Source organism: Halobacterium sp. GSL-19, assembly GCF_016917855.1.
GTDB classification, from domain to species: Archaea; Halobacteriota; Halobacteria; order Halobacteriales; family Halobacteriaceae; genus Halobacterium; species Halobacterium salinarum.
In genome coordinates this window covers 1333518-1359943 of record NZ_CP070377.1, presented here as the reverse complement: position 1 = coordinate 1359943, position 26426 = coordinate 1333518, and the positions used below count along the sequence as shown (strand labels likewise).

At 70.7% G+C, this 26426-nt stretch carries 25 protein-coding genes; 8 read left to right on the top strand and 17 right to left on the bottom strand.

The annotated features are described in order from the left end of the window. Nucleotides 1-107 precede the first annotated feature (107 nt). Both mptA and JT689_RS08980 read right to left on the bottom strand, forming a co-directional pair. Nucleotides 108-1043 (bottom strand): GTP cyclohydrolase MptA, encoded by a 936-nt coding sequence (mptA, locus tag JT689_RS08985; RefSeq protein ID WP_010903394.1) that lies wholly within the window; start codon nucleotides 1041-1043, stop codon nucleotides 108-110. A 48-nt stretch (nucleotides 1044-1091) separates the two neighbouring features. Then, the gene (locus JT689_RS08980; RefSeq protein ID WP_010903393.1) at nucleotides 1092-1940 is read right to left on the bottom strand and encodes an NAD(+)/NADH kinase; all 849 of its coding nucleotides are present in this window, start codon (nucleotides 1938-1940) and stop codon (nucleotides 1092-1094) included. A gap of 122 nt (nucleotides 1941-2062) precedes the next feature. On the opposite strand from JT689_RS08980, the gene JT689_RS08975 reads away from it, so the two are divergent. Further along, on the top strand, nucleotides 2063-3214 hold the full coding sequence (locus JT689_RS08975; protein ID WP_205251007.1) for a KaiC domain-containing protein: 1152 nt from the start codon (nucleotides 2063-2065) through the stop codon (nucleotides 3212-3214). A gap of 37 nt (nucleotides 3215-3251) precedes the next feature. On the opposite strand, the gene JT689_RS08970 is transcribed toward JT689_RS08975, so the two are convergent. Both JT689_RS08970 and JT689_RS08965 read right to left on the bottom strand, forming a co-directional pair. Further along, complete coding sequence (locus JT689_RS08970) at nucleotides 3252-3677, bottom strand: universal stress protein (protein ID WP_012289398.1); 426 nt, start codon at nucleotides 3675-3677, stop codon at nucleotides 3252-3254. A gap of 48 nt (nucleotides 3678-3725) precedes the next feature. Continuing rightward, nucleotides 3726-5525 carry an ATP-binding protein gene (locus tag JT689_RS08965; RefSeq protein ID WP_205251006.1) on the bottom strand — a complete coding sequence of 600 codons (1800 nt, stop codon included), beginning with the start codon at nucleotides 5523-5525 and terminating at the stop codon, nucleotides 3726-3728. A 102-nt stretch (nucleotides 5526-5627) separates the two neighbouring features. Here JT689_RS08965 and JT689_RS08960 point away from each other — a divergent pair, with 102 nt between their 5' ends. Continuing rightward, nucleotides 5628-5975: a hypothetical protein gene (locus JT689_RS08960; protein ID WP_010903389.1), complete on the top strand. Its 348-nt coding sequence runs from the start codon at nucleotides 5628-5630 to the stop codon at nucleotides 5973-5975. A gap of 7 nt (nucleotides 5976-5982) precedes the next feature. Here the strand turns inward: JT689_RS08960 and JT689_RS08955 are convergent, their stop codons facing one another. The 3 genes from JT689_RS08955 to JT689_RS08945 are packed head-to-tail and all read right to left on the bottom strand — an operon-like array spanning nucleotide 5983 to nucleotide 9622. Continuing rightward, nucleotides 5983-7590 (bottom strand): hypothetical protein, encoded by a 1608-nt coding sequence (locus JT689_RS08955; RefSeq protein ID WP_205251005.1) that lies wholly within the window; start codon nucleotides 7588-7590, stop codon nucleotides 5983-5985. Beyond that, entirely contained in the window at nucleotides 7591-8340 is a 750-nt protein-coding gene (locus JT689_RS08950; RefSeq protein ID WP_010903387.1) for an ABC transporter ATP-binding protein, read from the bottom strand. It lies immediately after the preceding gene. A gap of 43 nt (nucleotides 8341-8383) precedes the next feature. Then, entirely contained in the window at nucleotides 8384-9622 is a 1239-nt protein-coding gene (locus JT689_RS08945; protein ID WP_205251004.1) for a DNA double-strand break repair nuclease NurA, read from the bottom strand. A gap of 411 nt (nucleotides 9623-10033) precedes the next feature. Here JT689_RS08945 and JT689_RS08940 point away from each other — a divergent pair, with 411 nt between their 5' ends. Together JT689_RS08940 and gpmI are read left to right on the top strand one after the other, a co-directional pair. Further along, nucleotides 10034-10288, top strand: a complete 255-nt coding sequence (locus JT689_RS08940; RefSeq protein ID WP_010903384.1) for a hypothetical protein — start codon at nucleotides 10034-10036, stop codon at nucleotides 10286-10288. 117 nt (nucleotides 10289-10405) lie between these two features. After that, entirely contained in the window at nucleotides 10406-11932 is a 1527-nt protein-coding gene (gene gpmI, locus JT689_RS08935; RefSeq protein ID WP_205251003.1) for a 2,3-bisphosphoglycerate-independent phosphoglycerate mutase, read from the top strand. A 2-nt stretch (nucleotides 11933-11934) separates the two neighbouring features. Here gpmI and hsmR read toward each other — a convergent pair whose 3' ends face one another. After that, a complete protein-coding gene (gene hsmR, locus JT689_RS08930) occupies nucleotides 11935-12273 on the bottom strand; it encodes a multidrug efflux SMR transporter protein HsmR (protein ID WP_205251002.1) in 339 nt (112 codons plus the stop codon). A 102-nt stretch (nucleotides 12274-12375) separates the two neighbouring features. Here hsmR and JT689_RS08925 point away from each other — a divergent pair, with 102 nt between their 5' ends. Then, a complete protein-coding gene (locus tag JT689_RS08925) occupies nucleotides 12376-13167 on the top strand; it encodes a TrmB family transcriptional regulator (RefSeq protein ID WP_205251001.1) in 792 nt (263 codons plus the stop codon). Here JT689_RS08925 and nadC read toward each other — a convergent pair whose 3' ends face one another. From nadC to JT689_RS08895, 6 genes are all read right to left on the bottom strand, one after another. Continuing rightward, complete coding sequence (gene nadC, locus JT689_RS08920; protein WP_205251000.1) at nucleotides 13168-13974, bottom strand: carboxylating nicotinate-nucleotide diphosphorylase; 807 nt, start codon at nucleotides 13972-13974, stop codon at nucleotides 13168-13170. It lies immediately after the preceding gene. Then, nucleotides 13961-15490, bottom strand: coding sequence for an FAD-dependent oxidoreductase (locus JT689_RS08915; RefSeq protein WP_205250999.1), 1530 nt, complete (start codon nucleotides 15488-15490; stop codon nucleotides 13961-13963). The genes nadC and JT689_RS08915 overlap by 14 nt, the downstream gene beginning before the upstream one ends. A 2-nt stretch (nucleotides 15491-15492) precedes the next feature. Next, on the bottom strand, nucleotides 15493-16617 hold the full coding sequence (gene nadA, locus JT689_RS08910) for a quinolinate synthase NadA (protein ID WP_010903378.1): 1125 nt from the start codon (nucleotides 16615-16617) through the stop codon (nucleotides 15493-15495). A gap of 121 nt (nucleotides 16618-16738) precedes the next feature. Continuing rightward, nucleotides 16739-18259: an amidohydrolase gene (locus JT689_RS08905; protein WP_205250998.1), complete on the bottom strand. Its 1521-nt coding sequence runs from the start codon at nucleotides 18257-18259 to the stop codon at nucleotides 16739-16741. A gap of 50 nt (nucleotides 18260-18309) precedes the next feature. Further along, on the bottom strand, nucleotides 18310-19479 hold the full coding sequence (locus JT689_RS08900) for a thiamine ABC transporter substrate binding subunit (protein WP_205250997.1): 1170 nt from the start codon (nucleotides 19477-19479) through the stop codon (nucleotides 18310-18312). Beyond that, the gene (locus JT689_RS08895) at nucleotides 19476-19793 is read right to left on the bottom strand and encodes an MTH1187 family thiamine-binding protein (protein WP_010903375.1); all 318 of its coding nucleotides are present in this window, start codon (nucleotides 19791-19793) and stop codon (nucleotides 19476-19478) included. The genes JT689_RS08900 and JT689_RS08895 overlap by 4 nt, the downstream gene beginning before the upstream one ends. 95 nt (nucleotides 19794-19888) lie before the next feature. On the opposite strand from JT689_RS08895, the gene hmgA reads away from it, so the two are divergent. Continuing rightward, nucleotides 19889-21106: a hydroxymethylglutaryl-CoA reductase (NADPH) gene (gene hmgA, locus JT689_RS08890; RefSeq protein WP_010903374.1), complete on the top strand. Its 1218-nt coding sequence runs from the start codon at nucleotides 19889-19891 to the stop codon at nucleotides 21104-21106. 6 nt (nucleotides 21107-21112) lie between these two features. On the opposite strand, the gene JT689_RS08885 is transcribed toward hmgA, so the two are convergent. Both JT689_RS08885 and icd read right to left on the bottom strand, forming a co-directional pair. Then, on the bottom strand, nucleotides 21113-21637 hold the full coding sequence (locus tag JT689_RS08885; protein WP_205250996.1) for a DUF5817 domain-containing protein: 525 nt from the start codon (nucleotides 21635-21637) through the stop codon (nucleotides 21113-21115). Between the two features lie 84 nt (nucleotides 21638-21721). Next, nucleotides 21722-22990, bottom strand: coding sequence for an NADP-dependent isocitrate dehydrogenase (gene icd, locus JT689_RS08880; RefSeq protein WP_010903372.1), 1269 nt, complete (start codon nucleotides 22988-22990; stop codon nucleotides 21722-21724). Nucleotides 22991-23088: 98 nt separating this feature from the next. On the opposite strand from icd, the gene JT689_RS08875 reads away from it, so the two are divergent. After that, nucleotides 23089-23973: an isoaspartyl peptidase/L-asparaginase gene (locus tag JT689_RS08875; protein ID WP_010903371.1), complete on the top strand. Its 885-nt coding sequence runs from the start codon at nucleotides 23089-23091 to the stop codon at nucleotides 23971-23973. A gap of 6 nt (nucleotides 23974-23979) precedes the next feature. Here the strand turns inward: JT689_RS08875 and JT689_RS08870 are convergent, their stop codons facing one another. Next, nucleotides 23980-25104, bottom strand: coding sequence for an ABC transporter ATP-binding protein (locus tag JT689_RS08870; protein WP_205250995.1), 1125 nt, complete (start codon nucleotides 25102-25104; stop codon nucleotides 23980-23982). Between the two features lie 142 nt (nucleotides 25105-25246). Here JT689_RS08870 and JT689_RS08865 point away from each other — a divergent pair, with 142 nt between their 5' ends. Further along, complete coding sequence (locus tag JT689_RS08865; RefSeq protein ID WP_010903369.1) at nucleotides 25247-26425, top strand: PotD/PotF family extracellular solute-binding protein; 1179 nt, start codon at nucleotides 25247-25249, stop codon at nucleotides 26423-26425. The last annotated feature ends 1 nt before the right edge of the window (nucleotide 26426 follow it).

The window sequence follows — 26426 nt, the reverse complement described above, 5'->3', positions numbered from 1 at the left end:
CTCCCAGGGCTGATCTCTGCGGGTGCGTGCCCGCCTGTCGATGTCGTCCCGCAGCCGCCGCTCGTACCGGCGCGTTTCGCGGTGTGGCACGGCGGCCGACTCGCCGATCACTCGCCGCTGCCGACCTCCTCGCGGAGCTGCCCGAACTCGGCGACGCGCTCGGCGTGGGCGTTGTGCTGGTGGATGGACTCGTCGTTGGACTGCTTCATCGTCACGACTGCGTCCTCGGGGAGGTGGTCGAACTCCTCGACGACGCCGCGGGCCATCGACCGCACGCAGTCCTCGACGAACTTCGCGTTCGCGTGGGACTCGTAGGTCATGTGGTCCTCGTCGGGGCGTTTCGCGGTGTTGTAGATGCGCGCGCTCATCGAGTCCCGCGCAACCGACACGAGATCCATCAGGTTCACGTCCGGATCGCCACCGGCTTCGACGGTGAGCGTGGCGTGCCCGCGCTGGCTGTGCCCCGCCTGCGGCACGTCGCGCAGGAACTCCCGGACGGCGTCCTCGCCGACGCCGAGCTCGGCGAGTTTCCGGCGCGCGGTCTCGCTCATCATCTGCTGGCTGCAGGGACACACTGTCATGCCGACGACGCGCGCGCCGATCTCCTCACGGGTGGGCGCGTCCTCCTGGGCCGTCGCCGAGGCGATGATGTCGATGGTGCCCTGGGTCGGCAGGTCAGACGCCGGCGTCTCCTCGCGCAGCATCAACTCGGCGTTCATCTCGACGGTCGCCGTCGTCGTGTAGTCGTGTTTCTCAAGCAGCCGCTCGGCGACCTCCCCACACATCTCCTCGACGCGGTAGATCGGCTCCCGAACCGCGTCTTCGAGCGTTTCGTCGATCACGCGCATGTTCCGACTCATGTCGATGCCCTTCCGTCCCCGGGGCAGATCGACGTACACCTCGAACTCCGCCATCAGCACGATCGGGCGGTCGTCCTCGCGCGCGATCTCGACGAGTTTCTCCACGCCCGTGACGCCGACTTCGCTCAGGCCAACTGATACGTCAGGCTCGGTTGCCTGCACGTCCGGCAGCTGCTGACTCATTGGCCGGGCGTACGTCGGGAGGCTCAATACCACTTTCCGTTCCGGCACTCACTCCAGTTTGCTCAGCGCCTCGAAGAAATCCGCCGCCGGCCCGGCCACTCGCGCCGGCTCGTCGGCCGCCGTCACGGTCATCTCCACGGGCGGGTCCACGCGGGTCAGTCGCCCACCGTCGCTGGCCACGACGACGCGCCCCTCGCCGCCGTCGTCGAGTGTCTCCACGCGAATCCGGATCTCGCTGTCCAGCCCGGTCACCAGCGGCGGGAGCGCGTCAGCCCCACACATCTCCGTGACGACGAGCGCGTCCACGCTGGGCTGCACCAGCGGCCCGCCCTCGCTGAGGTTGTACGCCGTGCTGCCGGTCGGCGTCGCCACGAGCACGCCGTCGGCGCGCGTCGCCTCGTACTGGGAGCCGTCGACGCGCACATCGACGGCCACGCCGTGGCCGTGGCCGCGCTGCTCGCCCTGGATCGCCACCTCGTTGAGCGCGGGCGTGCTCGCCCAGCCGTCGCCGGCCGCCACGACCCGGGGGACCTCCCGGCATCGGACCGCGCCCGTCTCCCGGTAGCGGTTGACCTCCTCTCGGACCGCTTCGACGGCGTCGGCCGGCGCGACCGCGTTCAGGAACCCGACCTCACCGAGGTTGACGCCGAGGATCGGTGTCGCCCCCGCGCCCCGCGCGGCGAACAGAAACGTTCCGTCACCGCCGATCGACACCACGAGATCGCAGTCCGTGAACGCCGTGGTGTCCCGCCCGCACTCGCCCGCGCAGGCGAGCGCCTCCGCGGTCGCCGTGTCAACCCAGACGGTCACCTCAAGCGCCCGCAGTTGCTCGCGGATCTCCCCCGCAAGCGAGGTTGCGCGCTCGTTGCCGCGCTGGGCGACGATGCCGACGTGCATACGTCTCCCTGGGACGCCGGCACTTGAAAAACCCGCGGGCGGCGGAAACTACTTTTCCCTCCCCGTCTTCGCCCGAAACATGACGCCGACAGTGCGTTCGGGCACGGCCCGGGGGCGACACTGTGGCTGACGACACCGCCGCCGGGAGCGACGACGACGACGACGATGGGTCCGACGGCGACTGGTTCGAAGCCGCGTTCGCAGCCGACGACGACGACGCCAGCGAGACCGACGATGCAAGCGACGTGGACGCCGACGCACCGCCGGACGCCGACATCGGGCGCGCCCGAGACGAACCCAGCACCGCCGCGGACGCCGACTCGGCGGACCCGGAGACGTTTGCGACCGCCTTCGGGACCGAAGACGACACGCCCAGCGGCGACGGCCCCGGCAGCGAGGAGGGGCTTTTCGACGACGACTTCGCCGACGCGTTCGCCGGTGCCGACAGCACGCCCGCACAGCCCCCAGACGGGCTGGCCGACGACAACAGCGGCGGCACGCGCACGTTCGGGTTCGACGTCGAGGGCACCGACGCCCCCGGCGGCGGCGACTTCGAGGATCCGGAGTTCGACTCCGACATCCCACGCATCAACGTCGGCATCGAGGGGCTCGACGAGATGGTTCAGGGCGGCGTCCCCGAGCGCTCGCTGCTGGTTGCGGTCGGCGAAGCCGGCACCGGCAAAACCACGTTCGGGCTGCAGTTCCTCCACGAGGCGCTCTCCAACGGGGAGCGCGCGGTCTTCATCACGCTCGAAGAGTCCCGGGGGCGGGTCATTCAGAGCGCCGACGAGAAGGGGTGGGCGTTCTCCGAGCACGCCGACCGCGGGAACCTCGCGGTCGTGGACATCGACCCGATCGAGATGGCGAACTCCCTCACCAGCATCCGCAACGAACTCCCGCGGCTCGTCGAGGAGTTCGGTGCCAGCCGGCTGGTGTTGGACTCGGTCTCCCTGCTGGAGATGATGTACGACGACCAGTCCACGCGCCGCACCGAGATCTACGACTTCACCACGGCGCTGAAGGAGGCGGGCGTCACCACGATGCTCACCAGCGAAGCCAGCGAGGACAACCCGTTTGCCTCCCGGTACGGCGTCATCGAGTACCTCACTGACGCCGTCGTGGTGTTGCGCTACATCCGCCCGGAGGATTTCCGCGAAACCCGTCTGGCCGTCGAGATTCAGAAGATCCGGGACGCAAACCACTCCCGGGAGACCAAACCCTACGAGATCACCCACGAGGGGATCTCGGTCTACCGGCAGGCCAACATCTTCTAGCTGCGGGCCCGCGGTCCTCGGCGTGGCGGCCGCGGCGTCACCGGACGATCGTCACCGGAATCGGCGACCGCCGAACGACGTTTTCGGCGACACTGCCAAGCAGGATCCGGGTCACGCCCGAGCGCCCGTGGCTCCCCATCACGATCTTGTCGATGTCGTTTTCCTCGGCGTAGGAGACGATGGTGCGACTGGGCCGCCCGACCTCCGTGGCGGTCTCCAGGGTCGTGTCGTACTCGTCGGCGGCCTCCTGCGCGTCAGCGAACAGCTCCTCGGCGGCGGCCTTCGACTGCTCGAACCACTCCTCGGAGTATCCTGGTACCGCCGCCTGCGAGGTGTATCCGGCCTCGATCGGGTCGATGACGTTCAGCACGGTGATCGTCGCGTCATCGAACTCCGTGAGGGCGTGATTGATCGCGGTTTCCGCCTGCGGCGATCCATCGATCGGCACCAAAACTCGGGGCATGCATGGGGATTCAGCTGCCGAACGCATAAACACCGAGGCTCGTTCCTATCAGTCGCGACCGTGGCGCGTCACGCACGTCGCCAGCCCCTGGACCTCCACGGGCTCGGAGTTGTCCGGCGAGTACACCACCATCTGCCCGGTGTTCATGTACGGCACCTTCGACTGCAACGTGGCCGGAATGTTCACCGCCTGGATCGCGTCCTCGTCGCCGAGGTTCAACACGACCGTCGTGTTCACCTGCTTGAACACGGGGCCAGCGATGTCCTGGGGGTCCTGGGTGATGAGGAACAGCCCCAGGCGTTCCTTGCGGCCCTGCTTGGCGGCCTCGGTGAACTTCCCGACCACTTTCCGGGCCTGCACGCTGTCGGCGTCCGAGAGGAAGTTGTGCGCCTCGTCCATCCCCACCAGCAGCGGCGTCTCCTTGATGGGCTCGTAGCTCGGGTCGTTCGAGAGCTTCTGGTCCACCAGCAGGCTGGACACCGCGAGCACCACCGTTTCGGCGGCCCGTGAGTTGCTGATGTGGTAGGTCGGCACCACCGAGAGGCGGCCCGGCTGCACGAACTCGCGGTCCTCGACGAGGGCCGTGATGGACCGCGCGTCCTGGTCGAACAGGCCGTTGGGCATGCCGTTCACCCGGCGCAGGACGGCCTCGTAGGTGGCTTCGTGGACGCGCCCGGACTCGTCGAGTTCCTCCTTCAGCGCGGGGTCGTCGAGGAACGCACAGAACTCGCGGTAGGTGCCGGACTCGCCGTACTGACCGAAAAAGCGGTCGAGCAGGAGGTGAAGCGCGCCGTACTGGTTGTCGTTGAGGCCGCTGGAGGCGACCAGCCAGGGGTTGTCCCGCACCATCGAGAACGGCACCGTGAACGCGACCTGTTCGGCGGCGTGGTGGTCGGCGGCGTACGACGCCGAGCCGACCGTCGGGACGAACGCGACGGTGTCGTCGTGGCCGCCGTAGGCCAGCCCCTGTGTCTCCCACTGGCGCCGGTCGCTGGCGTCGGCGTCGGGATTGTCGTCGTGCATCTGGGCGTACTCGTCTTGGGGGTCGAACTGGACGACCGCCATCCGGCGTTCGGGGCCGCCGGAGTCGACGGGGTACCGGCGGTCCTCGTGGAGGTACTGCCGGAGCACGTTCTTCGCAGCGTGGGTCTTCCCGGAGCCCGTGCCGCCCGCGATGAGGGTGTGACGAAACACGAGCGGGTCGCCCGCCTCGTAGCCGTCTTTCACCCGGTAGTCGATGGTCGGCGGGTCGGCCGCCGTCCGGACTTTCTCCCCGCCCACGGAGAGGTGCCCGAGGAACACGCCGTCGGCGGGGATTTTCAACCCGGCCTTGATCTCGGCCGCGTCGTCGGCCGCCCGAACCACGGTTTCGGGTTTCGGGACGCGGTCGGGCATCCGGCGCGTGATGTCGTCGCCCTCGTCGGAGAGGACGGCGACCGGATCGAGTTCAGCGAGGAACTTGTAGTCCGCCTCGTCGACGCCGTCCGAGCGCATCGCACGCCGGGCGTGGATCTCGGTGGCGTCGTCGCTCTCGAACGCCTGGACGTATTCGAGGCCCGTGATCTTGCAGAACAGCGTCTCCCCGCCCGGGTAGGGCGCGACGAGGTAGGTTCCCAGCCGGACCGCCGCCCGGTTGCCGGCGGTGACGTACGCCTTCAACGCCGTCTCTTGGCCGTCTTCGTGGATGCGCAGCCCCTCCGAGACGGCGAGCGCGCCGAGGCCGTCGTCGCTCCCGGTGGCTTCGAGTGTCGGGCGGTCGAAGTCGTCGTCCGCTGGGGCGGGGTCGTCGTCGCCACCACGCTCGTCGTCGTCGCGGCCGTGGTCCGCGAAGTCCCCGAGGTCGCTCATGGACGAGCCGTGGCGGCGCACGGACTAACCGCTTTCCCCTGCCCGCACGGCCCAGCCCCCGGTGGCCCGCGGTCTTTTGTGTGTCGCCGTGCTAGCGCCGGCATGCTGCTGGTTCGTGGGTCGGCGGGCGGAACCGCCCTGACGGGAACGCTGTACGAGCGCGGGGAGACCGCGCCGTCGTTCAAGGGAGCGCCCGACGAGGCGGCACCCTACGTCTGGGTGTGCGACGAGTTCTACGAAGTCGACAGCGGCGGGCAGGTCCAGCGCGTCGACGGCGAGGACGTGCACGTCGCCTTCGAGTCGCCGATGCCACGGGGGTTCGAGACGCGGGACGCGGCCTTGGAGGCGGCCCGCGAGCACGTGCGCACGCAGTTCGCGCGCATCGGCGTGGACCCCGAGACGGTTGACGTGACAGTGGTGCAGGAACACGAGGCCGACGCCGAGTTCTGAGCGCGGGTCAGCCGTCCGCGGTGTAGCCGTCGAAGGCGCGGACGGCGTTGCGGCCGGCGACGACAGCGCAAGCACCGGCGACGGCCAGGCCGACGGCGAGCCCGGCGACGTGGACGACCGCCGTCGAGACCCCGAGTGCGCCACCGAGGACGCTCCCGACCGCGGGGGATTGAGCGCCGGTGGCGATGCCCGCGGACAGCAGGAAGACGATCGTGTAGACGCCGAACGACCACAGCGACGGGACGACGACTTCCCGGCTGCGGGTCATGCTTGTGGCCTCGTATTTCGGGAAGGACGCGCCGACGCCGGCGGCGACCGTCGCGGCGAGCGCCGGGAGGACGACGCCGCCAACGGCGAGGCACGCGACTGCGACCGGCGACAGGGGACTGAGGACGCCCAGCACGACCGCGAGCGCGATCGAGACGGGGGTGCCAACGAGCGCGCTGGCGGCGACCAGGCCGGCCACGACTTCACGGCCGGTGACGCCCGAGGTGGCGGTGATCGGGAGAACCGCGCCCTCGTCGCCGAGCGGGTTGAGGGCGAACAGCGCGCCGGTCGCCCAGGCGGCGTACAGGGTGAGCGTCGCGGGCAGCGTGGCCGTGACCCGCCCCGCCGCGATGCTGTTTTGGATGGGGCCGAACAGCACGAACGCGGGGTAGACGACGTAGAGGAGCTTGATCGGGGCGCGGCGCGCCCGCAGCCAGCTTTTGCGCGCCACCCACGCCGCCGGGCGGCCGAGCACGCCGTCGAGGCGGCCGCCGCGTGCGGAGTCGGTCGTGCGGATGTCGGCGTGTGCGCCGTCGTCGTACCACCGGCGCTCCGAGACGCGAACGCTTGCGAGCACGCCGAGCGCGGCGACACCCATCGACCCGGCGAGGGCAGCCCCGGCGCGGAGCGCGCTGGCGTCGGCCCCGGGGACCGTGATCAGCGCGAGGTCGGTGTACCACGCCACTGGGGACGCACGCGCGGCCTCGATGACCGGCCCGGCGACGGTCCAGAGGGAGTCCGTGAGCAGCAACGCGAGGTACGCGACGAACGCCCCCGCGCCGAGCGCGCCCTTGTACCGGTCGACGAACGCCGACTGCCCGAGGGCGTACGCGATGACCATGCCGATGGGGAACCCGACGAGGTACGCGGTCGTGGTGAGCGCGAGCACGGCGATCGGCGCGGAGAGGAGCGCCAGCGGCCGCCCCACGCCGCCGGCAAGCCCGACGCTGGCCACGAGCAACGGCGGCACGAACATGCCCGCGACGCGGACGTACCCCGCGGCCAGCAGCCCCCCCACGACGTCGCGGGCGGGGACGGTGGTGAGGTAGCCGTCACGGACATCGATGTCACCGATCTGGAGCACGGTGAGGTAGGCGGTCATCACGACGGTGACCACGCCGATGCCCGCGGGCACGAGGGTGCCGATCGCACTGGCCCCGTCGACAACCGACTGCGCATTGGCGTACACCACCCAGGTGATCCCCGGGGTCATGGCGGTCACGGCGACGACGGCGAGGCCGACCGCGAAGTGGTGGGTGACGCTCTTCCCGCGGAGTTTCCGCCAGCCGATGCGGAGTTGGGTGGCTGCGATGCGGGCGGCGTGGTGGGTGTTCGGAACGCCGGGCATCTACGCCGCCCCGTCGATGCCGCCGGTGACGGTGAGGAACACGTCTTCGAGGGTGCGCTCGTCGCCGGCCTCGGCGCGCTGCTTGAGGGCGTCCGGCGGGCCTTCGGTGACGAGGCTGCCGTCGTAGAGCACGCCGACGGTGTCCGCGAGGTCGTCGACGACCGGCAGGATGTGCGTCGAGAGGAAGACGGTGGCGTCGCCGGCGGTGAGATCCGCGATGGTGTCCCGGACGGTGCGCGCCGCGCGCGGGTCGAGTCCCGAAGTGGGTTCGTCCAAGAAGAGCACGTCGGGGTCGTGGAGCATCGCCTGGATGATGCCGGTTTTCTGTTTCATCCCCTTGGAGTACGTCGAGATGCGGCGGTCGGCGTCGTCGCCCAGCGAGAACCGCTCCAGGAGGTCCGTGATGCGTTGTTCGGCCCGGGGGTCGGGGATATCCCGGAGCCCCGCGATGTATCGGAGCTGTTCGCGCGCCGTGAGCTCGGCGTGCAGCGGCGGCTCCTCGGGGAGGTAGCCGATGTTCGGAACCACCGACGCTCGGTCGGTCACCTCAACGCCGGCGACGGTGGCGGTGCCGCTGGTCGGTTCCACGAGCGTCGTGAGCATCCGCATGGTCGTCGTTTTCCCGGCCCCGTTGGGCCCCAGGAAGCCGTACACCGAGCCGCTGGGGACCGCGAGATCTATCCGCTCGATGGCTGTCGTGTCACCGTACCGCTTCGTGAGGGCGCGTGCTTCGATTGCGCGGTCGGTCATCGTTCGGCGGTCCTCCGGCTGGCCGTATAAAACCGCCCGCCGGCTACCAGCGGTGGTCGTCGTAGTTCCGGTCCTCGCGGCTGCCGACGACCCGTTCGAGCTTGCGCACGAGCTCCTGTTTCTCGTCGCTGCTGATGCGCGCGAGCTCGTCGGCTTTCCCCACTGGTTTCGGGGGGCCGGCTTCGGCAGCGACCTGGCTGGTGACGTAGCGCTCGACCGCCGCCCGGCAGTCGGGGTCGTCGGCGAACACGCGGGGCACCTCGACCCTGTGCACGAGATCCGTGCGGGGGTCGTAGACGACGAAAAACGCCACCTCGTAACAGGCGGCGTCCAGTTCGCGGTCGACGCCGAGCGCGTCGGCGTCGGCGAACACGCCGTCAGCGCCGAGCGTGGACGTGAACCAGCACGTCCACGTGAGCTCGTCGGTGCGTCGGTGCTGGTCGTCCCCGTCGAACTCGCGGCGCTCAAGCACCTGGCCGAAGAACGCGGCGTCGGTGGCCCACGGCGTGGGGCGGCCGCGGTCGCGGAGCGCGCGCACGAGCGCCTGGCTCGCGGGGCTTTTCACGAAGCCGGCCAGCGGGACACCCCGGTCGGCGAAGTCCTCGACGAGCCGGACGTAGTTCTCAAGCACTTCGCCGACGAGTTCGTTCTGCGTGACGAGGTCCGCGAGGCTGGCGTGGCGGTCGGCCCAGTTCACGAGCTGTTTGGGATAGACGGGGCCGTCGAGCAACAGCAGGTCCTCGACGCGATGGGCGTGTTCGCGGGCGTGATGGCTCTCCGCGAGGTAGAGCGCCAGGCCGTGGACGACGCGCTCCTGGTCGCGGGCCAGCGGGGTGGTGTGGACGATGCGGCCCCGCCAGTAGCCCTCGTCGTGTGTCTGCCAGTCGGTGCTCGTGTCGACGCTGGCGTCGTTGGAGTGGACGCTGGTGATGGTGGTGCGGGCGCGGTGGCAGTCCAGCTCCGAGGGGGTCGCGCTCATCGCGGCCTGCGCGAGGTCGAGAACGAGGCCGTTGGTGAACGTCCGAGGGTTGATCGTGCCGGAGTCGAGGCCGTGGGCGGTGTCGAAGGCGTCGGGCTGGAGTGCGAGCTCCTCGATCGGGGCGGCGTGTTTCGCGAGGTCGTCCAGCGGTTCGAGGACGGGGCCGTCGTCGCCGTAGAGGGGGTCGAGGAACTCTCGGAACGTTTCGTCGGCGAGATCCCGGTGCTCCTCGGCGTCCACCTCGTGTGTGATGTGCGCGGCGAGGGCCGCGATGCCGTCGAAGTGGACGGGGTCGAGAGTCATGCTCACGGCTCGGGGGCGGACCTCCTAATACACCGGTGGTCAGGCCCGGCTGCACTGTGCGACGTTGATGACGCCAACCAATAAACGCCTGAGTGTGGTGGTACGAATCCCGCTCAGACTCGCAAAACCATCGAGAACTGCGTCTGGGTGTACAACCATGGGTCGTCCCCGAACCAGGTCTCTCGGTGAAAACTAAGCGCTCGTACCCTTTGAGGACACCTGAACGAAGCGCCGACGGTGTTCCGCTGGAGCCGCTGTCTCACGTGAACGAAACCGCGATTCGGCACGTGAACGAGACGACGTGACGCGACGGGGGACCGAGCACGACTGCGACGCGCTCTGTCGTTTACTCGCGACCGAAGCAACTTTTGTCAGAATTCTTAACTTCGTCGGGAGGGTAGCCAAGCGTGGATGCAGCAACACCGCGCGAACTCGGTGAACTGGCGGCGCACCGACAGCGGCGTCGAACTCTACGACGAGACCAACCCCGACGCCTGGATTCACGTCGACGTCGACCCCGGCGCCCCCGCAGACGAACGCCCCTACAGCGTTTGCCCGGACTGCGGCGTCGTCGCCCCCCAGCGCACCGCCCCCACCGACCACATGGTGTGTGGCGAGTGTGGCGCCGAGTTCGACAACGACGAGCGCCCCGCTGACGACGCGTAACGCCCGCTGGACGCGCTCGTCCCGAACGCCGTTCCGAAGCCGCGTCGACTGGGCGGCCACGCTCGCGGCGGGCAGCGACACGACACCTACATACTCCCGGCTGCCACAGCCCCGTACATGCAGGCCGCGCTTGTGATTCTGGACGGCTGGGGCCTCGGCGATCACGACAGACGCGACGCGGTCCGGGCCGCCGACACCCCTAATTTCGACGAGTACGCCGAACGAGGCGCGTTCGGGACGCTGACCACGTCCGGCCGGGACGTGGGGTTGCCCGACGGCCAGATGGGCAACAGCGAGGTCGGCCACCTCACCATCGGCGCGGGCCGCGTCGTGAAGCAGGCGTACACGCGCATCGAGGACGCCATCGCCGCGGGCGACCTCTGCGGGAACGACGCCATCTCCGGCGCACTCGACCACGTCGCCGACACCGGCGGCACGCTGCACGTCATGGGTCTGGTCTCGGACGGCGGCGTCCACGCCGACCAACAGCACATCCACGCGCTCGTGGAGTGCGCCGCCGGACGCGGCGTCGAAGCGGCCGTGCACGCGTTCACCGACGGCCGGGACACCTCGCCGACCGGCGGCGAGGACTACCTCGCCGACCTCGAAGCCGTCGCCGACGAGCACGGCACCGGCGACGTGGCGTCCGTCTCCGGGCGGTACTACGCGATGGACCGCGACCAGAACTGGGCGCGCACGAAGCGCGCATACGACGCCATCACGCGGTCCGGCGGGGTCGCCCATCACGCCGCTGCCGCGGTCGACGCCGTCACCGACTCCTACGAGCGCGGCGACACCGACGAGTTCGTCGTACCCACGACCATCGAGGGCGGCGCCGCGCTCAGCGACGGCGACGCCGTGGTGTTCGCGAACTTCCGGGCGGACCGCGCCCGCCAGCTCACCCGGCTGCTCGCGGACATCCACCCCGCGGGCTGGGACGCCGACGGCATCGAGACGAACCCGCCGGCCGTGCCGGTGGTGACGATGACCGAGTACGACGAGACGTTCGACTGCCCGGTGGCGTTCCCCGCCGCGGAGCCCACGGACACGCTCGGGGCGGTGCTCGCAGCCCACGACCACACCCAACTCCGGGTCGCGGAGTCGGAGAAGTACGCCCACGTGACGTATTTCCTCAACGGCGGCCGCGAGGTCGCGTTCGACGGCGAAACGCGGACGATCGTGGACAGCCCGGACGTGCCGACCTACGACGAGCAGCCCGCGATGAGCGCGCCCGCGGTCACCGACACCGTGCTGGACGCGCTGGCCGGCGACGACCCGGACGTGCTCGTGTTGAACTACGCCAACCCCGACATGGTCGGGCACACCGGCGACTTCGACGCCGCCATCGAGGCCGTCGAAGCCGTCGACCGGGAACTCGGCCGCCTCGTGCCCGCGCTCAACGACGCCGGCGCACACGCCTTCCTCACGGCCGATCACGGCAACGCCGACGACCTGGGGACGCCCGCCGACCCACACACCGCCCACACGTTCAACCCCGTGCCGTTCGTCTCGCTTCCGCCCGCGTCCGGCGACACCGCGGCCGTCCGCGACGGCGGCGCGCTCCGGGACATCGCGCCGACGCTGCTGGACGTGCTCGGCATCGACCGGCCGACCGTGATGACGGGGGCGTCGCTGCTGGAGTGACCTCAGTGCGCCGGCGTGTAGGCGTCCGAGGCGACGTTCAACACGACGACGCCCGCGACAATGAGCGCAAGCCCGACGACACCGGCCACGTCGACCGACTCCTCGAACACGACCACGCCGACGAGCGCCGTCGCGACGATGCCGACGGCCGCCCACGTCCCGTACACCACCCCGACCGGGAGTTCCTCCAGGACGAGGCCGAGGAAGTAAAACGAACTCACGTAGCCCGCGAGCACGACGACGCTCGGCGCGGGGTTCGAGAACCCCTCGGACAGTTTCAGCGCGGTCGTGCCGGCCACCTCCGTGGCGATCGCCGCCGCCAGATACGCGTATGGATACACGACTGCTGTGTCGTTCGGCCGGGGAAAGTGCGTTTCCGAACGTGGTGCCACTTGTAGCGCGTTTCCGGCAGCTACTTGCGGCCCGGCCGCCCGCAGCCCGGTATGTCGCGGCTCGCCGAACTCGGGCTCTCGGGGTACGAAGAGCAGTGCTACCGCGCCCTGCTGGCGCGCGGCCCGTCGACGGCGCGCGCCGTCTCGGACGCCAGCGGCGTCCCCATGGGACGCGTCTACGACGTGCTGAACGGCCTCGCGGCGCGCGACCTCGTCGAGACGCGGCCGGGGGAGCCGACACGGTACTGTGCGGTTGACCCCGAGACGGCGGCCGACCGGCTGCTGGCGGAGCGCAAGCGGGAACTCGCCGAGCAGACCGACCGCTACGAACGCCTCGCGGCCGCCCTCGGCGACGAACTCGCGGCCGTCCCGCCGACCGAGAGCCGCTTCTGGACCGCCCCACTCGGCGGCGAGACGGCCGTCTCGCTCACCCGCCAGGTGTTCGAAGACGCCAGCGACGAGGTCCGGTCGGCCATGAGTCGCCCTTACGTCGGCGCGCCCTGGGACCGCTACGACGCCGAGATCGCGGCGTTCGACGAGACGCTGCCAACCGAGCAGTCGGTGCGCGTGCTCGTGGCTGCGCCGGTCCTCGACACGGTTCCGGTGGCGGTCCGCGACGCGTACCTCGACCGCGAGGCCGTGTCGCTGCGCGTCACCACGGCCCTCGCTGCGACCTTCGATCTCGTGGACGACGACCGCGTCTACCTCCACGTGCCCCACCCTCTCGACGAGGGCGAGCGCCTCGGCGCGGTGGAACTCCGCGACGACGCCCTGCTGGCGCGGCTGCAGGACCGCTTCGAGCGGGCGTGGGAGCGCGCCGAGACGCTGTCCGCGCTCCGCTGACTACGTCCGGAAGGAGAGATCGAGGGTGGGCGCGGAGTGGGTCAGCGCCCCCATCGAGATGACATCGACCCCCGTGGCCGCGTACGCGGGCACGTCGTCGACGGTGATGCCGCCGCTGGCCTCCGCGAGCGCCGCGCCGTCGAGCAGGTCGACGGCGCGCTCGGTCTCCACCGGCGTCATGTTGTCCAGCAGGACGATGTCCGCGCCGGCGTCGGCGGCCCGGGGCGCGTCCTCGGGGGTCTCGACCTCCACGTCGAGTTTCGTCGCGAAGCTCTTCGCCGCCCGGAAGCGCTCGATGGCTCCTTCGAGGCCGAGCTCGGCGACGTGGTTGTCCTTTACCATCACCATGTGCGAGAGGTCCAGGCGGTGGGTGTCGCCGCCGCCCGCGACCACCGCGCGCTTCTCGACGCCCCGCAGCCCGGGGGTGGTTTTCCGGGTGCCCGCGATCGCCACGTCGTCGCTCGCCTCGCGGGCGGCGGCGACCGCGCGCCGGGTCTTCGTCGCGACGCCGGACGCGTGGCCGGCGACGTTCACGGCGACGCGCTCGGCCCGGAGCACGCTCTGTGCGGCCCCCGAAACCCGGAGCACGGTGTCGCCGGCGTCGATCCGGTCGCCGGCCGCCGCGGGGGCGTCGGCCTCGCAGCCGAGATACTCGAAGACCCGCACGGCGGCGTCGAGGCCGGCGGCGACGCCGGCCTGCTTGGCGACCAGTCGGCCGGTGGTTTCGCCGGGCACGTCGTTGGTCACGTCGTGGTGGCCGAGGTCCTCGCGCAGCCACCGCTCCACGTCGGCGTCAGTGACCGGCATCGGGGGCCTCCTCGGCGGCAGCCTCGTCGCTGCGGTGGTGGCAGCCGGCGCTCTCCGGGTTCTCACCGGCGGCCCGCGCGATCAGCAGCCCGACGACGGCGGCGTTCCGGAGCTGGTAGAGGTCACGACTCGTCCGCGTGCGGGCGTACGAATCGACCTCGCCTTTGAGCCGGCGGAGCACGCCCTGCGCGCGCTGGAGGTCCGCGCCGGTGCGCCGGAGGCCGACGTGTTCGTCCATCACGCGGCGCAGCCGCCGGAACTTCTCGGCGGCGAACCCGTCGGGAAGGTCGGGATCGCGGTCCCGCAGCTCGGGCGGCTCGCTCGGTGCCGGCGCGCGACCGTCACCGGCCGCCGTCTCGCCGGCGCGCAGCCCCCAAACGAGCCCTTCGAGCAGGCTCGTGGACGCCAGCCGGTTCGCGCCGTGGACGCCCGTGCGGGCGCACTCGCCGACCGCGAACAGCCGGTCGAGGCTCGTCCGCCCCACCGTGTCGACGGCCACGCCGCCACAGAGGAAGTGCTCGCAGGGCGCAACCGGGATGCCGGTCTCCCAGTCGACGCCGCGGTCCGCGCAGGCCTCCGCCAGCCCGGGGAACTCCTCGCCGAACGCGAGCGGGGAGACGTCCAGCCTGACCTCGCCCGTGGCGTCCCGTTCGGCTGCCACGGCACGCGCGACCACGTCGCGGGGCGCGAGCTCGGCGTCCTCGTGGTAGTCCGGCATGAACCGCTCGCCGTCGGCGTTCCGCAGGAGCGCGCCCTCGCCCCGCACCGCCTCCGAGACCAGGAACGGGTCGGCGTCGTCGTAGGCGGTCGGATGGAACTGGACGTACTCGGCGTCGGTGACGTCGGCCCCGGCCAGCGCGGCCATCGCGACGCCGTCGCCCGTCGATCCGCGCGGGTTCGTCGAGCGCCGATAGAGGTCGCCGATGCCGCCCGTCGCGAGCACCGTCGATCCGGCGAACACCGGCACCCCAGTCTCGGCGCGGTCGCCCGTTCGGGGGTTGCGGTCGAGCAGCGCGCCGGTCACCGCCCCCTCGTCGGTGATCAGATCGAGGGCGGCGGCGTCCTCCAGCATGTCGATGTTCTCGTGGGCGTCGAGGTGTCGGAGGAACGGCCCCAGGATGTGGTGGCCCGTGGCGGCGTCCACGTGCAGGATGCGCGCCGCCGAGTGGGCGGCCTCCCGGGCGTAGTCGAACCCTTCCTCGCCATCGAAGGGCACGCCCAGCGTGTCCACGAGCACGTCCTCGACGGCCGCGGCGGCGTCGCCCACGAGTGCGTCCACGGCCTCGGGGTCGGCCTCCCCGTCGCCGGCCGCCAGGATGTCCCGTTTCAGCGACTCGGGGTCGTCACGGGTGGTGGCGATGCCGCCCTGTGCCCAGTCGGTGCTGGCGTCAGCGGGCTGTTGGGCCTTCGTCGCGACGAGCACGCTCGCGCCCTCGCGGGCGGCGGCCAGCGCGGCCCCACACCCCGCGATGCCCGATCCAAGTACGAGTACGTCGGTGGTGGTGGCGTCGGTCATCGTCAGAGTTCGAGCATGCGGTCGAGGCCCACCTGTGCCAACTCCGCTTCCTCGCTGTCAACCTCGATGACGTTGCGCTCGCGGCCTTCGACGAGTTCTTCGAGGACCCACGCGAGGTAGTTCGGGTCGATCTGGCGCATCGCGTTGCAGTCCATGCAGGCGTCCCCGCACAGCGGGACGACGTTCACCTCGGGGTGCCAGCGCTGGAGGTGGTTGGCCAGGTGGATCTCGGTGCCGATGGCCCACGTCTCCCCCGGGTCGGCGTCCGCGACGGTCTCGGTGATCGTTGCGGTCGATCCCACGACGTCGGCCGCTTCGACGACCTCCCGGCGGCATTCGGGGTGGACGACCACGTTGGCGTCCTCGTGGTCCGCCCGGACCTCGGCGACGTGCTCGGGCGTGAACCGCTCGTGGACCTGGCAGTAGCCGTCCCAGAGCACGATGTCGGCGTCGGCGACCTCCTCGGCGGTCTTCCCCTCGGCTGCCCAGGGGTCCCACTCGACGGTCGCGTCCGCCATGCCGAGGCGGTGGGCGGTGTTCTCGCCGAGGTGCTTGTCGGGCAGGAACAACACCTTGTCGCCGCGCTCGAACGCCCATTCGAAGGCGCGGTGCGCGTTCGAGGACGTACAGACCAGCCCGCCCTGTTCGGCACAGAACGCCTTCAGGTCGGCGTAGCTGTTCATGTACGTGATCGGGATGATGGTCTCGTCGGGGGCGGCGGCGGTGATGTCCGCCCACGCGGCGTCCACCTGGAGGGCTTCGGCCATCCCCGCCATCGGGCAGGAGGCCTCCATCGACGGCAGGATCACCGACTGGCTGTCGTCGGTGATGATGTCCGCGCTCTCGGCCATGAACGTCACGCCGCCGAAGATGACGTAGTCGGCGTCGGCGTTGGCGGCCTCCTTCGAGAGCTGGTAGGAGTCGCCGACGAAGTCGGCGTGCTCGACGATCTCGCGGCGCTGATAGTTGTGGCCCAACACCACGACGTCGTCGCCGAGTTCGGCGCGCGCCGCCTCGATGCGCTCGGTGCGCGCTGTTGGTGTCAACTCACGGTACTCATCGGGAAGTGCTTCGAGGTCGTCGTATTTGAAGAGACTCAGGTCGGTCTCGAACGACGACGTGTCCATTTGTGCCACGTTCAGTTCACCAGTGTAATAACCACTTCAGAACTCCACAATGAAAAGATTAGTTCTTCAATACTGCCACTGGGAGACTCACCGTAGTCAACACGCCGGCCTGACACCCGCCTCACCGACCGTCGTACACCACCGCTCCGTCCACGACGGTCATCGACACGCCGACCTCGTCGGCGATCGCGTCGGCGTGCTCCCACGGCGACGCGTCAAGCACCGTGAGGTCGGCGAGCGCGCCCTCCCGAATCACGCCCTGCTCGTCCTCCCGGCAGCCGGCGCGCGCGCCACCGCTGGTGTACGCCCGCAGCGCCGCCGTGACCGACAGCCGCTGGGCGTCGGCGGGCGCGGTCACCGCGTGATGAACGCCCACGAGCGGGGCCAGCGGCATACAGTCGCTGCCGAACGCCACGTCCACGCCCGCGTCGAGCATGTCGGCGAATCGGTTGCTGGCTTCCCGGCGCGCAGTGCCCAGGCGGTCCGCGTAGAGCCCGTCGCTGCCCGCCCACTTCAGGAAGTTCGGCTGCACCGACGCCACCACGCCGAGGTCGGCCATCCGCTCGATGGCGTCGTCGGACGCGAGCTCGGCGTGCTCGATGCGGTGGCGGCGCTCGCCCGCGTCCTCGTAGGCGTCGAGCACCGCGTCGACCGCGGCGTCACCGATGGCGTGCGCGACCACCTGCAACCCCGCGTCGTCGGCGCGCTCGACGAGGGCCGCCAGCGCCGACGGATCGACGACCCACTGTCCGGTCTCGCCGGGCGCGTCGGCGTACGGCTCGGACAGCTTCGCCGTCCGCCCGCCGGGGCTGCCGTCCGTGTACGTCTTGATGCCGCCGACGGTGACCATCCCTCCGCCGTGGTTCGTCACCAGCCCCGTCTCCAGGACGGCGTCGAGGTGGTCCGCCCAGTAGTTCAGCCGCACCCGCACGGAGAGCTCGCCAGCCGCGTCCAGCTCGCGGTACACCCGGGGCGCATGCGAGTCCCGCACCATCTCGTGGACAGCGGTCACCCCCCTCTCGTTGGCCTCCCGCTGTGCGGCCTCGATCAGCGGTTTCGTCCCCGCCAGATCCGGATCGGTGGCGTCGTAGACGGCCTCCACGGCGTCCTCGACGATGCGGCCGTCCTCACCCACGTCCGCGGCCGGCATCTCGTCGCCGTGCTCGGCCAGCGCGACGCCGTTCACGGTCGCGGTGTGCATGTCCTCCCGGATCGCCGCCACCGGCCGTGCCTCGCTGACGGCGTCCAGATCCGCCGTCGAGAGCGCCGCGCTCCACTGGCTGTCGTCGTACCCGAACCCGAGCACCCAGCCGGCGTCGGTCTCGCGGGCGCGCTCGGCCAGCCGTGCTGTCGCCGCCGCCGGGCTGTCGGCCCCCCGGAGGTCCGCGTGGACGCCGTGCTTCCCGAGCACCGCCAGATGCGTGTGTGCGTCCACGAACCCCGGCACAACCACCCGGCCGCCGAGATCCACCTCCCGGGTGCCCGTGTCCGCACGGAACGCCGCGTCGTAATCGTTGGACAGCCCCACGATGCGGCCGTCCCGGATGGCGACCGCCGAATGCGTCGGGTCCGCGGGCGTCGCGGTGTCGGTGAGCACGTGCACGTCGCCGTTGTAGAGAATCAGGTCTGCGGCCGCTGTCATACGTGTACGCCACACCGCAGCCGGCTTAGGCGTTCGGGAACCGGCTGCGCCTACTGGCTGGCGATCTGGCGGGTGACCGCCGCCCGCCACTCGTCGGCGTGCTGACGCAGCGTCTCGGCGGAGTGGCCGATCGGCGCCTCCGGAACGTGAACGTACTCCCGGAGCTCCGCGGGGAGGCTGGCGTTCGTCACGGTTGGAATGCCGACGTTCTTCTCGGCGACGGTGCGCTGGGTGTCCCCCGACAGCATGAACGACGCGAACGTGTCCACGAGCGCCGGGTTCGTTGCACTCTCGAACTTCGTCGTGCCCGAGACGTACGTGTAGGCGCTGTCGCCCGGGAACGCCACCTGGTGGCGCGCCATGTCCACGTCCGGATCCTGGCTGGCGTACACCTGATCGGTGCTGTACGACATCACCATCGGCGCTTCCCCGCCCGAGTACGCACTGTACGTGGCGTTCCACGACCCCGCGGTCTGGAGGCCGTTGTCGGCGAGTCGCCGCCAGTACTCCAGGAACCCGTCTTCGCCGAACGCGTCCACGGTCCACAGCACGAACGCCAGCCCTGTCGCGGTGTTCTGGGGGTTCGGCACCAGGATGCCGTCGCTGTATTCCTCGGTGGTGAGCGCCGCCAGCGTCTCCGGGGCGTCCACCACGGTCTCGTCGTAGATGATCGTGACGTACGACGCCCCCGTGGGGAGCATGCGGTCCGTCCCGTCGATCCAGAACCGGTCGTGGACGTTGTCGGTGTTGTCGACGGCGTCGGTGTCGAAGGCCGCGAACAGCGGCGCCGAGAGCTCGCGGTCGGCGCGCGCCAGATCCGCCGCCGTCACGCCCACGTAGCCGTCAGCCCCCAGGTCCACGCCCTGCTGCGCGCGGCGCATGAACTCCGTGACGCCGTTCTCGGTCACCACCCAGTCGAAATCGACGGTGTACTCCGACTGCACGGCGTCTTTCACCCAGTTGCCGGCGCTCGTCGACACGGCGTTGACGTACGTCTCGCTCGCGCCCATTCTGAGCCGTGGGGGCGTCCCCTGCTGGGTCGCGGTCGTTCCGCCTGTCGTGGTTGTCGTCCCTTCTGTCGTGGTTGTCGTCCCTTCTGTCGTGGTTGTCGTTTCTTCTGTCGCGGTTGTCGTCTCCCGGTCGCCCACGCATCCGGCGAGCCCCAGGCTGGCGGCCGTCGCGCTGCCGACCGCCGCCACGAACCGTCGCCGGGAGGTCATCGGTCGCTCGCGGCCGTCCGTCCGAGACGATCCTCGACGCGGTCGACTTTCTCCTCGACGGCGAGGTCCTCCTCGCGGTAGTGATCGATCTTCAGCGTGGTGCCCACGCGGGGCGCGTCGACCGCCTGGTGGGCGGCGGTCACGGCCGCCATCAACTCCGCCATGTCGTCGGCCTCGATGGTCGTCTCCATCGGGTGTGTCCGGTACCGCACGTCGAACTCCTCCAGCGCGTCGACCGCGCTGGCGATCTGTGCGTCGAAATCGACGCCGGGGCTGTCCACCGGGGCGACCGAAAGCATCGCCGTCACTGTCATACCCCGGCTAGCCGATCACCAACTCATATAACCCACTGTTCGGTGCCCGGTGTCGAAGGACAACCTTCAGGGCGGCGGGCCGCCGACTCCCGGGCATGCCCGACGATGCCAGCGACCTCGCCGACCGCGTACAGGCCGGGGACCTCCGGCTGTACGAACTCGACGACGAGACCGACGCCGACACCGCCGCGGCGGCACGCCGCGCGGTCCTCGAACGCGAAACCGACGCCGACACCGACGCGCTCGGCGCGTTCGCCTTCGACGCCGATCAGGCAGCCGACACCGCCGTCGAGAACCTCACCGGCGGCGCGCAACTCCCGCTCGGCGTCGCCGGCCCGGTCGCCCTCAGCGGCGGCGCCGCCGACGGCGAGTACTACCTCCCGATGGCCACCACCGAGGGCGCGCTGGTCGCGTCCGTGAACCGCGGCTGCTCGGCGATCACCGCGGCCGGCGGCGCGAACGCCCGCGTCACCAAAACCGGGATGACGCGCGCCCCGGTGTTCCGCGTCGCGGACGTGACCGAGGGCGCGGAGGTCGCCCAGTGGGCCGACGACAACACCGACGCCCTGGCGGCGGCCGCCGAATCGACGACCAGCCACGGCGAACTCACCGACGTGACGCCGTACGTCGTCGGGGACAACGTCTACCTCCGGTTCCGGTACGACACCAAAGACGCCATGGGGATGAACATGGCCACCATCGCCACCGAGGCCGCAAGCGAGCTCGTGGAGGACGAAACCCCCGCGGAGCTCGTCGCGGTGTCGGGCAACCTCTGCACGGACAAGAAACCGGCCGCCATCAACGCCGTCGAGGGCCGGGGCCGCACGGTCACGGCCGACGTGACCATCCCCCAGGACGTGGTCGAGGAGCGCTTCGACACGACGCCGGCCGCCATCGAGGAAGCCAACACGCGCAAGAACCTCATCGGCTCCGCGAAAGCCGGCAGCCTCGGGTTCAACGCCCACGCCGCGAACGTCGTCGCCGCCGTCTTCCTCGCGACCGGCCAGGACGCCGCCCAGGTCGTCGAGGGCGCAAACGCCATCACGACCGTCGAAGCCCGCGACGACGCCCTCTACGCGTCGGTGAACCTGGCGAGCCTCGAAGTCGGCACCGTCGGCGGCGGCACCACACTCCCGACCCAACGCGAGGCACTGGACGTGCTCGGCGTCCGCGGCGGCGGCGACCCCGCGGGCGCGAACGCCGACGCGCTCGCGGAGATCATCGCAGTGGGCGCGCTCGCCGGCGAGATCAACCTCCTGGCGGCGCTGGCCTCTCGCCGCCTCTCGGCGGCCCACGCCGACCTGGGGCGCTAGGCGCGCTCACAACAGCCGGTAGCCGTCCCCGGCGTCGACGACCTCGCCCGCCCGCGTCAACTTCGCCAGCGCGTCCGCGACGTACTCGCTGCCGACGCCGTGCTCGGCGGCGAACGCCGCCACCTCGAGCTCCGTCGGCTCGTCCAACTCCCGCAGCGCCGCCCTGACGGTGTCCTGTCGCGAGCGACTGCGCCGGGTGCCCTCGGCGCGCTCCCCGGCGGCCGCCGCCTCGGCCGCGTCGACGCCGGCCGCGTCGAGGTAGTCGTCGTCGTCGATGCCCGCCGCCATGGCGTCCTCGCCGAGCGCCGTGAACCCGTCCATGTCAGCGAACGCCTCCCCGTAGCCCGCCTTGTTCGCGAGGATCGACGCCCGCACCTCACGGGCGTGGTCCTCGTCGTCGGTGGTGACGAACTGTTTGAGCGTCCCGAACTGGTGGCGCGTCTCGCAGCGCGGACAGCTGGTGGTCTCCGGGCGGCCCGCGACCACCCACAGCGCGTTGCAGTCCGAACACCCGACGACAGCGTACGACATCACCCGATCATGGGGCGTCGGCCAGGATAAACACGGCGGCTCAAAAAACCGGCCCACGGTGGTCGGTGCTCGGCGCTGGCGGCGTTACGCGAGGTCCTCGATGCGGTCGATGACGGCCTCGGCGTACGTCGTGCTGGACACTTCCTCGGCGTCGTCGCGCTGGCGCGCGAGGTCGTAGGTGACCGTGCCCGACTCGATGGTGTCCTCGACGGCGTCGCGCACGAGCGTGCTGGCGTCGTCCCAGCCGATGTACTCGAACAGCAGGCGGCCCGAGAGGATGAGCGCGGTCGGGTTCGCCTTGTCCTGGCCGGCGCGCTTCGGCGCGGATCCGTGGACCGGCTCCGCGAGACACCGCCCCGCCCCGAAGTTCGCGCCCGGCGCGATGCCGAGGCCGCCGATCTGCGCGCCCGCGGCGTCGCTGAGGTAGTCGCCGTTGAGGTTCGGCATCGCGAGCACGTCGAACTCGTCGGTGCGCAGCTGCATCCACTGCAGCATGGCGTCCGCGAGGCGCTCCTCGACCATGACGGCGTCCTCCGGGATGTCGACCTCGTCCTGTTCCTCCCACAGCGAATCGGGCGCGGCGAACACCTCGTCGTCGGGGTACTCCTCCTCGGCGACCTCCATCCCCCAGTCACCGAACTGCCCCTCGGTGAACTTCATGATGTTGCCCTTGTGGACGAGCGTGACCGTGTCACGGTCGTTCTCGATGGCGTAGTCGATTGCCTCCCGTACCAGACGCTTGGAGCCCTTCTCCGAGATGGGCTTGAGGCCGATCCCGATGTCGCCGTCGTGCATCACGTCGTCGAAGTCCATCTCGTCCTCGACGAACGAACGCACCTGCTCCGCCTCGTCGGTGCCGGCCTCCCACTCGATGCCCGCGTAGACGTCCTCGGTGTTCTCCCGGAAGGTCACCATGTCCATCTCCTCGGGGGCCTTCATGGGTGACGGGACGCCGTCCAGGTAGTAGGTCGGCCGCACGTTCGCGTAGAGGTCAAGCGTCTGGCGCAGCGCCACGTTGAGGCTGCGGAACCCGGCACCGACCGGCGTCGTGAGCGGCCCCTTGATCGCGACGCGGTGCTCGCGGATGGCCTCGACGGTCTCCTCGGGGAGGTTCTCGTCGTACATCTCCCGGGCGGACTCGCCGGCGTACACTTCCATCCACTCGATGTCGTGGCCGGTGGCCTCGGCGGCCGCGCTCAGCACGTCCTGGGCGATGGGACCGACGTCCTTGCCGATGCCGTCCCCGTGAATGATGGGGATGATCGGGGTGTCGGGGACGTCGAGTTCGTCGGCGGCCTCGTCGTAGCTGACTTTCGCCCCGCCCTCGGGGACTTCGATCTTGTCGTAGCTCATTGTCGTTTACACCTCACGCGAGACGCCTAAAAGGACTACTGTTTGCGCCGTCGCCGCCACCCCCAACGCACTCCCCGCTGGCGGCGGTACGGGAGCGCATGCGCGTGCTCGTTCACGGCGGTGCCGGGGCTCCCCCCGACGCGCCCGCACCCCGCCAAGACACCCTGGAGACGGCAGCCGACACCGGCGCATCGCACGCAACGCCCGTCGACGCAGTCACGGCGGCCGTTCGCGTCCTGGAGCGCGACCCCGCGTTCAACGCGGGCACCGGGGCGACACCCCAATCGGATGGCGTGATCCGCACCGACGCGGGCATGATGACCAGCGACCGCGCGGCCGGCGCAGCCGCCTCGATGCCCGGCGTCGAGGCCGCGGTCGCCGTCGCCCGCGCGGTCATGGCGGACACCCCGCACGTGCTGTTGAGCGGCGTGCACGCCGTCGACTTCGCCGCCGACACCGGCATCCCCGTCGAGTCGGATCTCTGGACCGCCGACACCCGTGCCCGCTGGGACGACCTCGACTCCCATCCCGACGGGTCACCCACCGACCACCGCGACTGGGTGCGGGAGCGGTTCGGACGCACTGACCCCGGCGGCCGCGAGTCGCCGCCCGGCGACCACGACACCGTGGGCGCGGTGGCGTCCGACGGCGACCGGTTCGCAACCGCGACCTCGACGGGCGGCCGGTGGCTCGCGCTCGCCGGGCGCGTCGGCGACGTGCCCCAGATCGGGGCCGGGTTCTACGCCGCCCCGGCGGGCGCGGCGTCGGCCACCGGCGCTGGCGAGGCCATCGCGAAAACCACGCTCTCGCGGCGCGCGGTCCGGCACCTCGAAGCCGGGCTGGGGGCGCAGGCGGCCGCCGACCGTGCCATCGAGGAGTTCAGCGAACTCACGGGGGCGTCAGCCGGCGTCATTGTCGTGGACCGCGACGGCGGGTGCGGCACAGCACACAACGCCGCCGCGATGCAGACCGCACGGCACTGACTCGCGTCAGGCGTCGAACACCACGGGATCGCCGGTGATCGCGGCGGTGACGCGTTCGCCCGCCGACAGCGGAGCGTCCGTGTCGCGGATCGACGCCGCCAGCGTCACGCCCTCGGCGGCACCGACGGGTGCGAGCCGGTACCGGACCGCCTCCCCCTGGAAGGTTCGTTCGCGGACGACGGCCTCGAAGGCGTGGTCGGCGGCAGCGTCGTCGGTGCGGGCGACCATCTCCGGGCGGATCGAGGCGGTGACCGCGCCCGTCGCGTCCGTCGCCACGGGAACGGTCACCCAGTCGCCGACCGTGAGCGCCGGCGCGCCCCCGGCCGCTGGCTCGACGGTGCCGTCGACGAGCGTCGTGTCACCGATGAACGACGCAACGAACGGGGACGCCGGGTTCCGGTAGACGGCTGCCGGGGTGCCGACCTGCACGAGTTCGCCGTCCCGCATCACGCCGATGCGGTCGGAGACCGCCATCGCGAGCTCCTGGTCGTGTGTCACGTAACAGAACGACCCCTCGACGGCGTCGCTCAGCCGCCGAAGCTCCGCCTGCATCTGCTTGCGGAGCGTGCGGTCGAGACTCGACAGCGGCTCGTCCAGCAGCAACACCGCCGGCTCGTTGACGAGCGCGCGCGCCAGCGCCACGCGCTGCTGTTGGCCCCCGGACAGCGCGCCCGGCGATCGCTCCCCGGACTCCGTGAGGTTCACCAGGTCCAGCGCCGACTCGACGCGGCGCGCCACCTCGTCGGCCCCCACGTCGGGGTCTTTCTCCAGGCCGTACCCCACGTTCTCGGCGACGCTCATGTGCGGGAACAGGGCGTGCTGTTGGAACACGAGGTTGGTGTCGCGTCGCTCCGGGGGCACGCCGGTCGCGGGCTCGCCGTTGATCCGGATGGTGCCCTCGGTCGGCGACTCGAAGCCGCTGATCAGCCGGAGCGTGGTGGTCTTCCCACAGCCCGACGGCCCCACCAGCGTGAACAGCTCGTTCCGGCGCAGCGTCAGCGTCAGATCCGCGACCGCCGTGGTGTCACCGTACGTCTTTCGGACGCCGTCCAGCCGCACCAGCGCGGCCGCCTCCCCGTCGTCGTGCCCGCCCCCAGATGGGGGTGTCTCGGCCCCCGCTCGTGCAGTCATTACTCCGGCATAGCTCAGGCCGGGGTATCCGGCCGACGCATCCCGTCGATATTGCCGGTTCCACTCGCGGCCCCGCCTTCCCGCGGTACCTGCGGGTATCGCGCGGTTTTTCAGTCGACCACGACTTCCGTCGAACAGTCGCATGTCTCCACGCCAGCCTGACGCTTCTGACGCGGACGCTCCTGCGGACACCACCAGCGACGCCGGCCACCCCCACTCGACCGTGGGCCGGCGGTCGTTTCTCGCCGCCACCGGCGCTGCGGCCAGCGCCACCACGCTTGCCGGCTGTCTCGGCGGCACCACGGGCACCCCAACGATCAACGTCCTCACCTGGGAACATTACGCCCGCGACGACGTGGCCGCCGCCGTCGAGGACGCCGTTGACGCCACGGTGAACGTCACGAAGTCGATCTCCTCGGAGAAGATGTTCGCCGGCTGGCAGGCCGGGAAAGACCAACAGTTCGACATCGCCATCCCCAACAACAACTACGTCCCGAAGTTCGCGGCGGCCGGGCTCGCGGCCCCGGTTCCGGTTTCGGACCTCGACAGCTACCCCGCGATCTACGACTTCTTCAAGAACGCGATGGACACCCAACTCGCCGTCGACGGCACCCCGTACGGCGTGCCGATCCGGTTCGGGTATTACGGCTACGGCTACGACTCGCGGGCCGTCCCCGACCACGACCCCTCCTGGAGCGTGCTGTTCGACGGCATCGACGGCGTCGATCTCAGCAGCGCGGTCGCGCTCTACGACAACCACTTCAAGGCCATGTCCGCGGCGGCGCTCCACCTCGGATTCCGGGACGCCTTCGACGGCGACCGCATCACCCTCTCCGAGTCCCAGCTGGGCGCGGTCACGGACGCCCTCATCGACCAGAAGCAGTCCCTGCTTTCGGGATACATCGCGGGCGACGCGTCGTTCGTCAAAGGCATCACGAAAGGCGACTTCCACGTCGGCCACACCGGCCGCATGAACGTCACGAACATGCGCGCCGACGGCACCGACTGGATCGAGATGGCGACCCCCACGGAGGGCGCGCTCTCCTGGTTCGAGGCCGCCGTGGTCTCCACGCAGACCGACCACCCGGACCTCGCGTGGGAGGTCGTCAACGAGTACATCGCCCCCGAGACCGGGGCCACGCTCGCCCGTGAGGGGCACGCGCCGAGCGTCAACCCGGAGACCACAGCCCACCTCTCCGAGCGCCGCACCGAGCTCTACGGGGCGATCGACCCGGCCCGCCTGGCGGACATGATCCCGTCGAAGGCCGTCGCCAACGAGGACGCGTGGCGGGCCGCCTGGGAGCGCGTCAAGACCGCCTGAG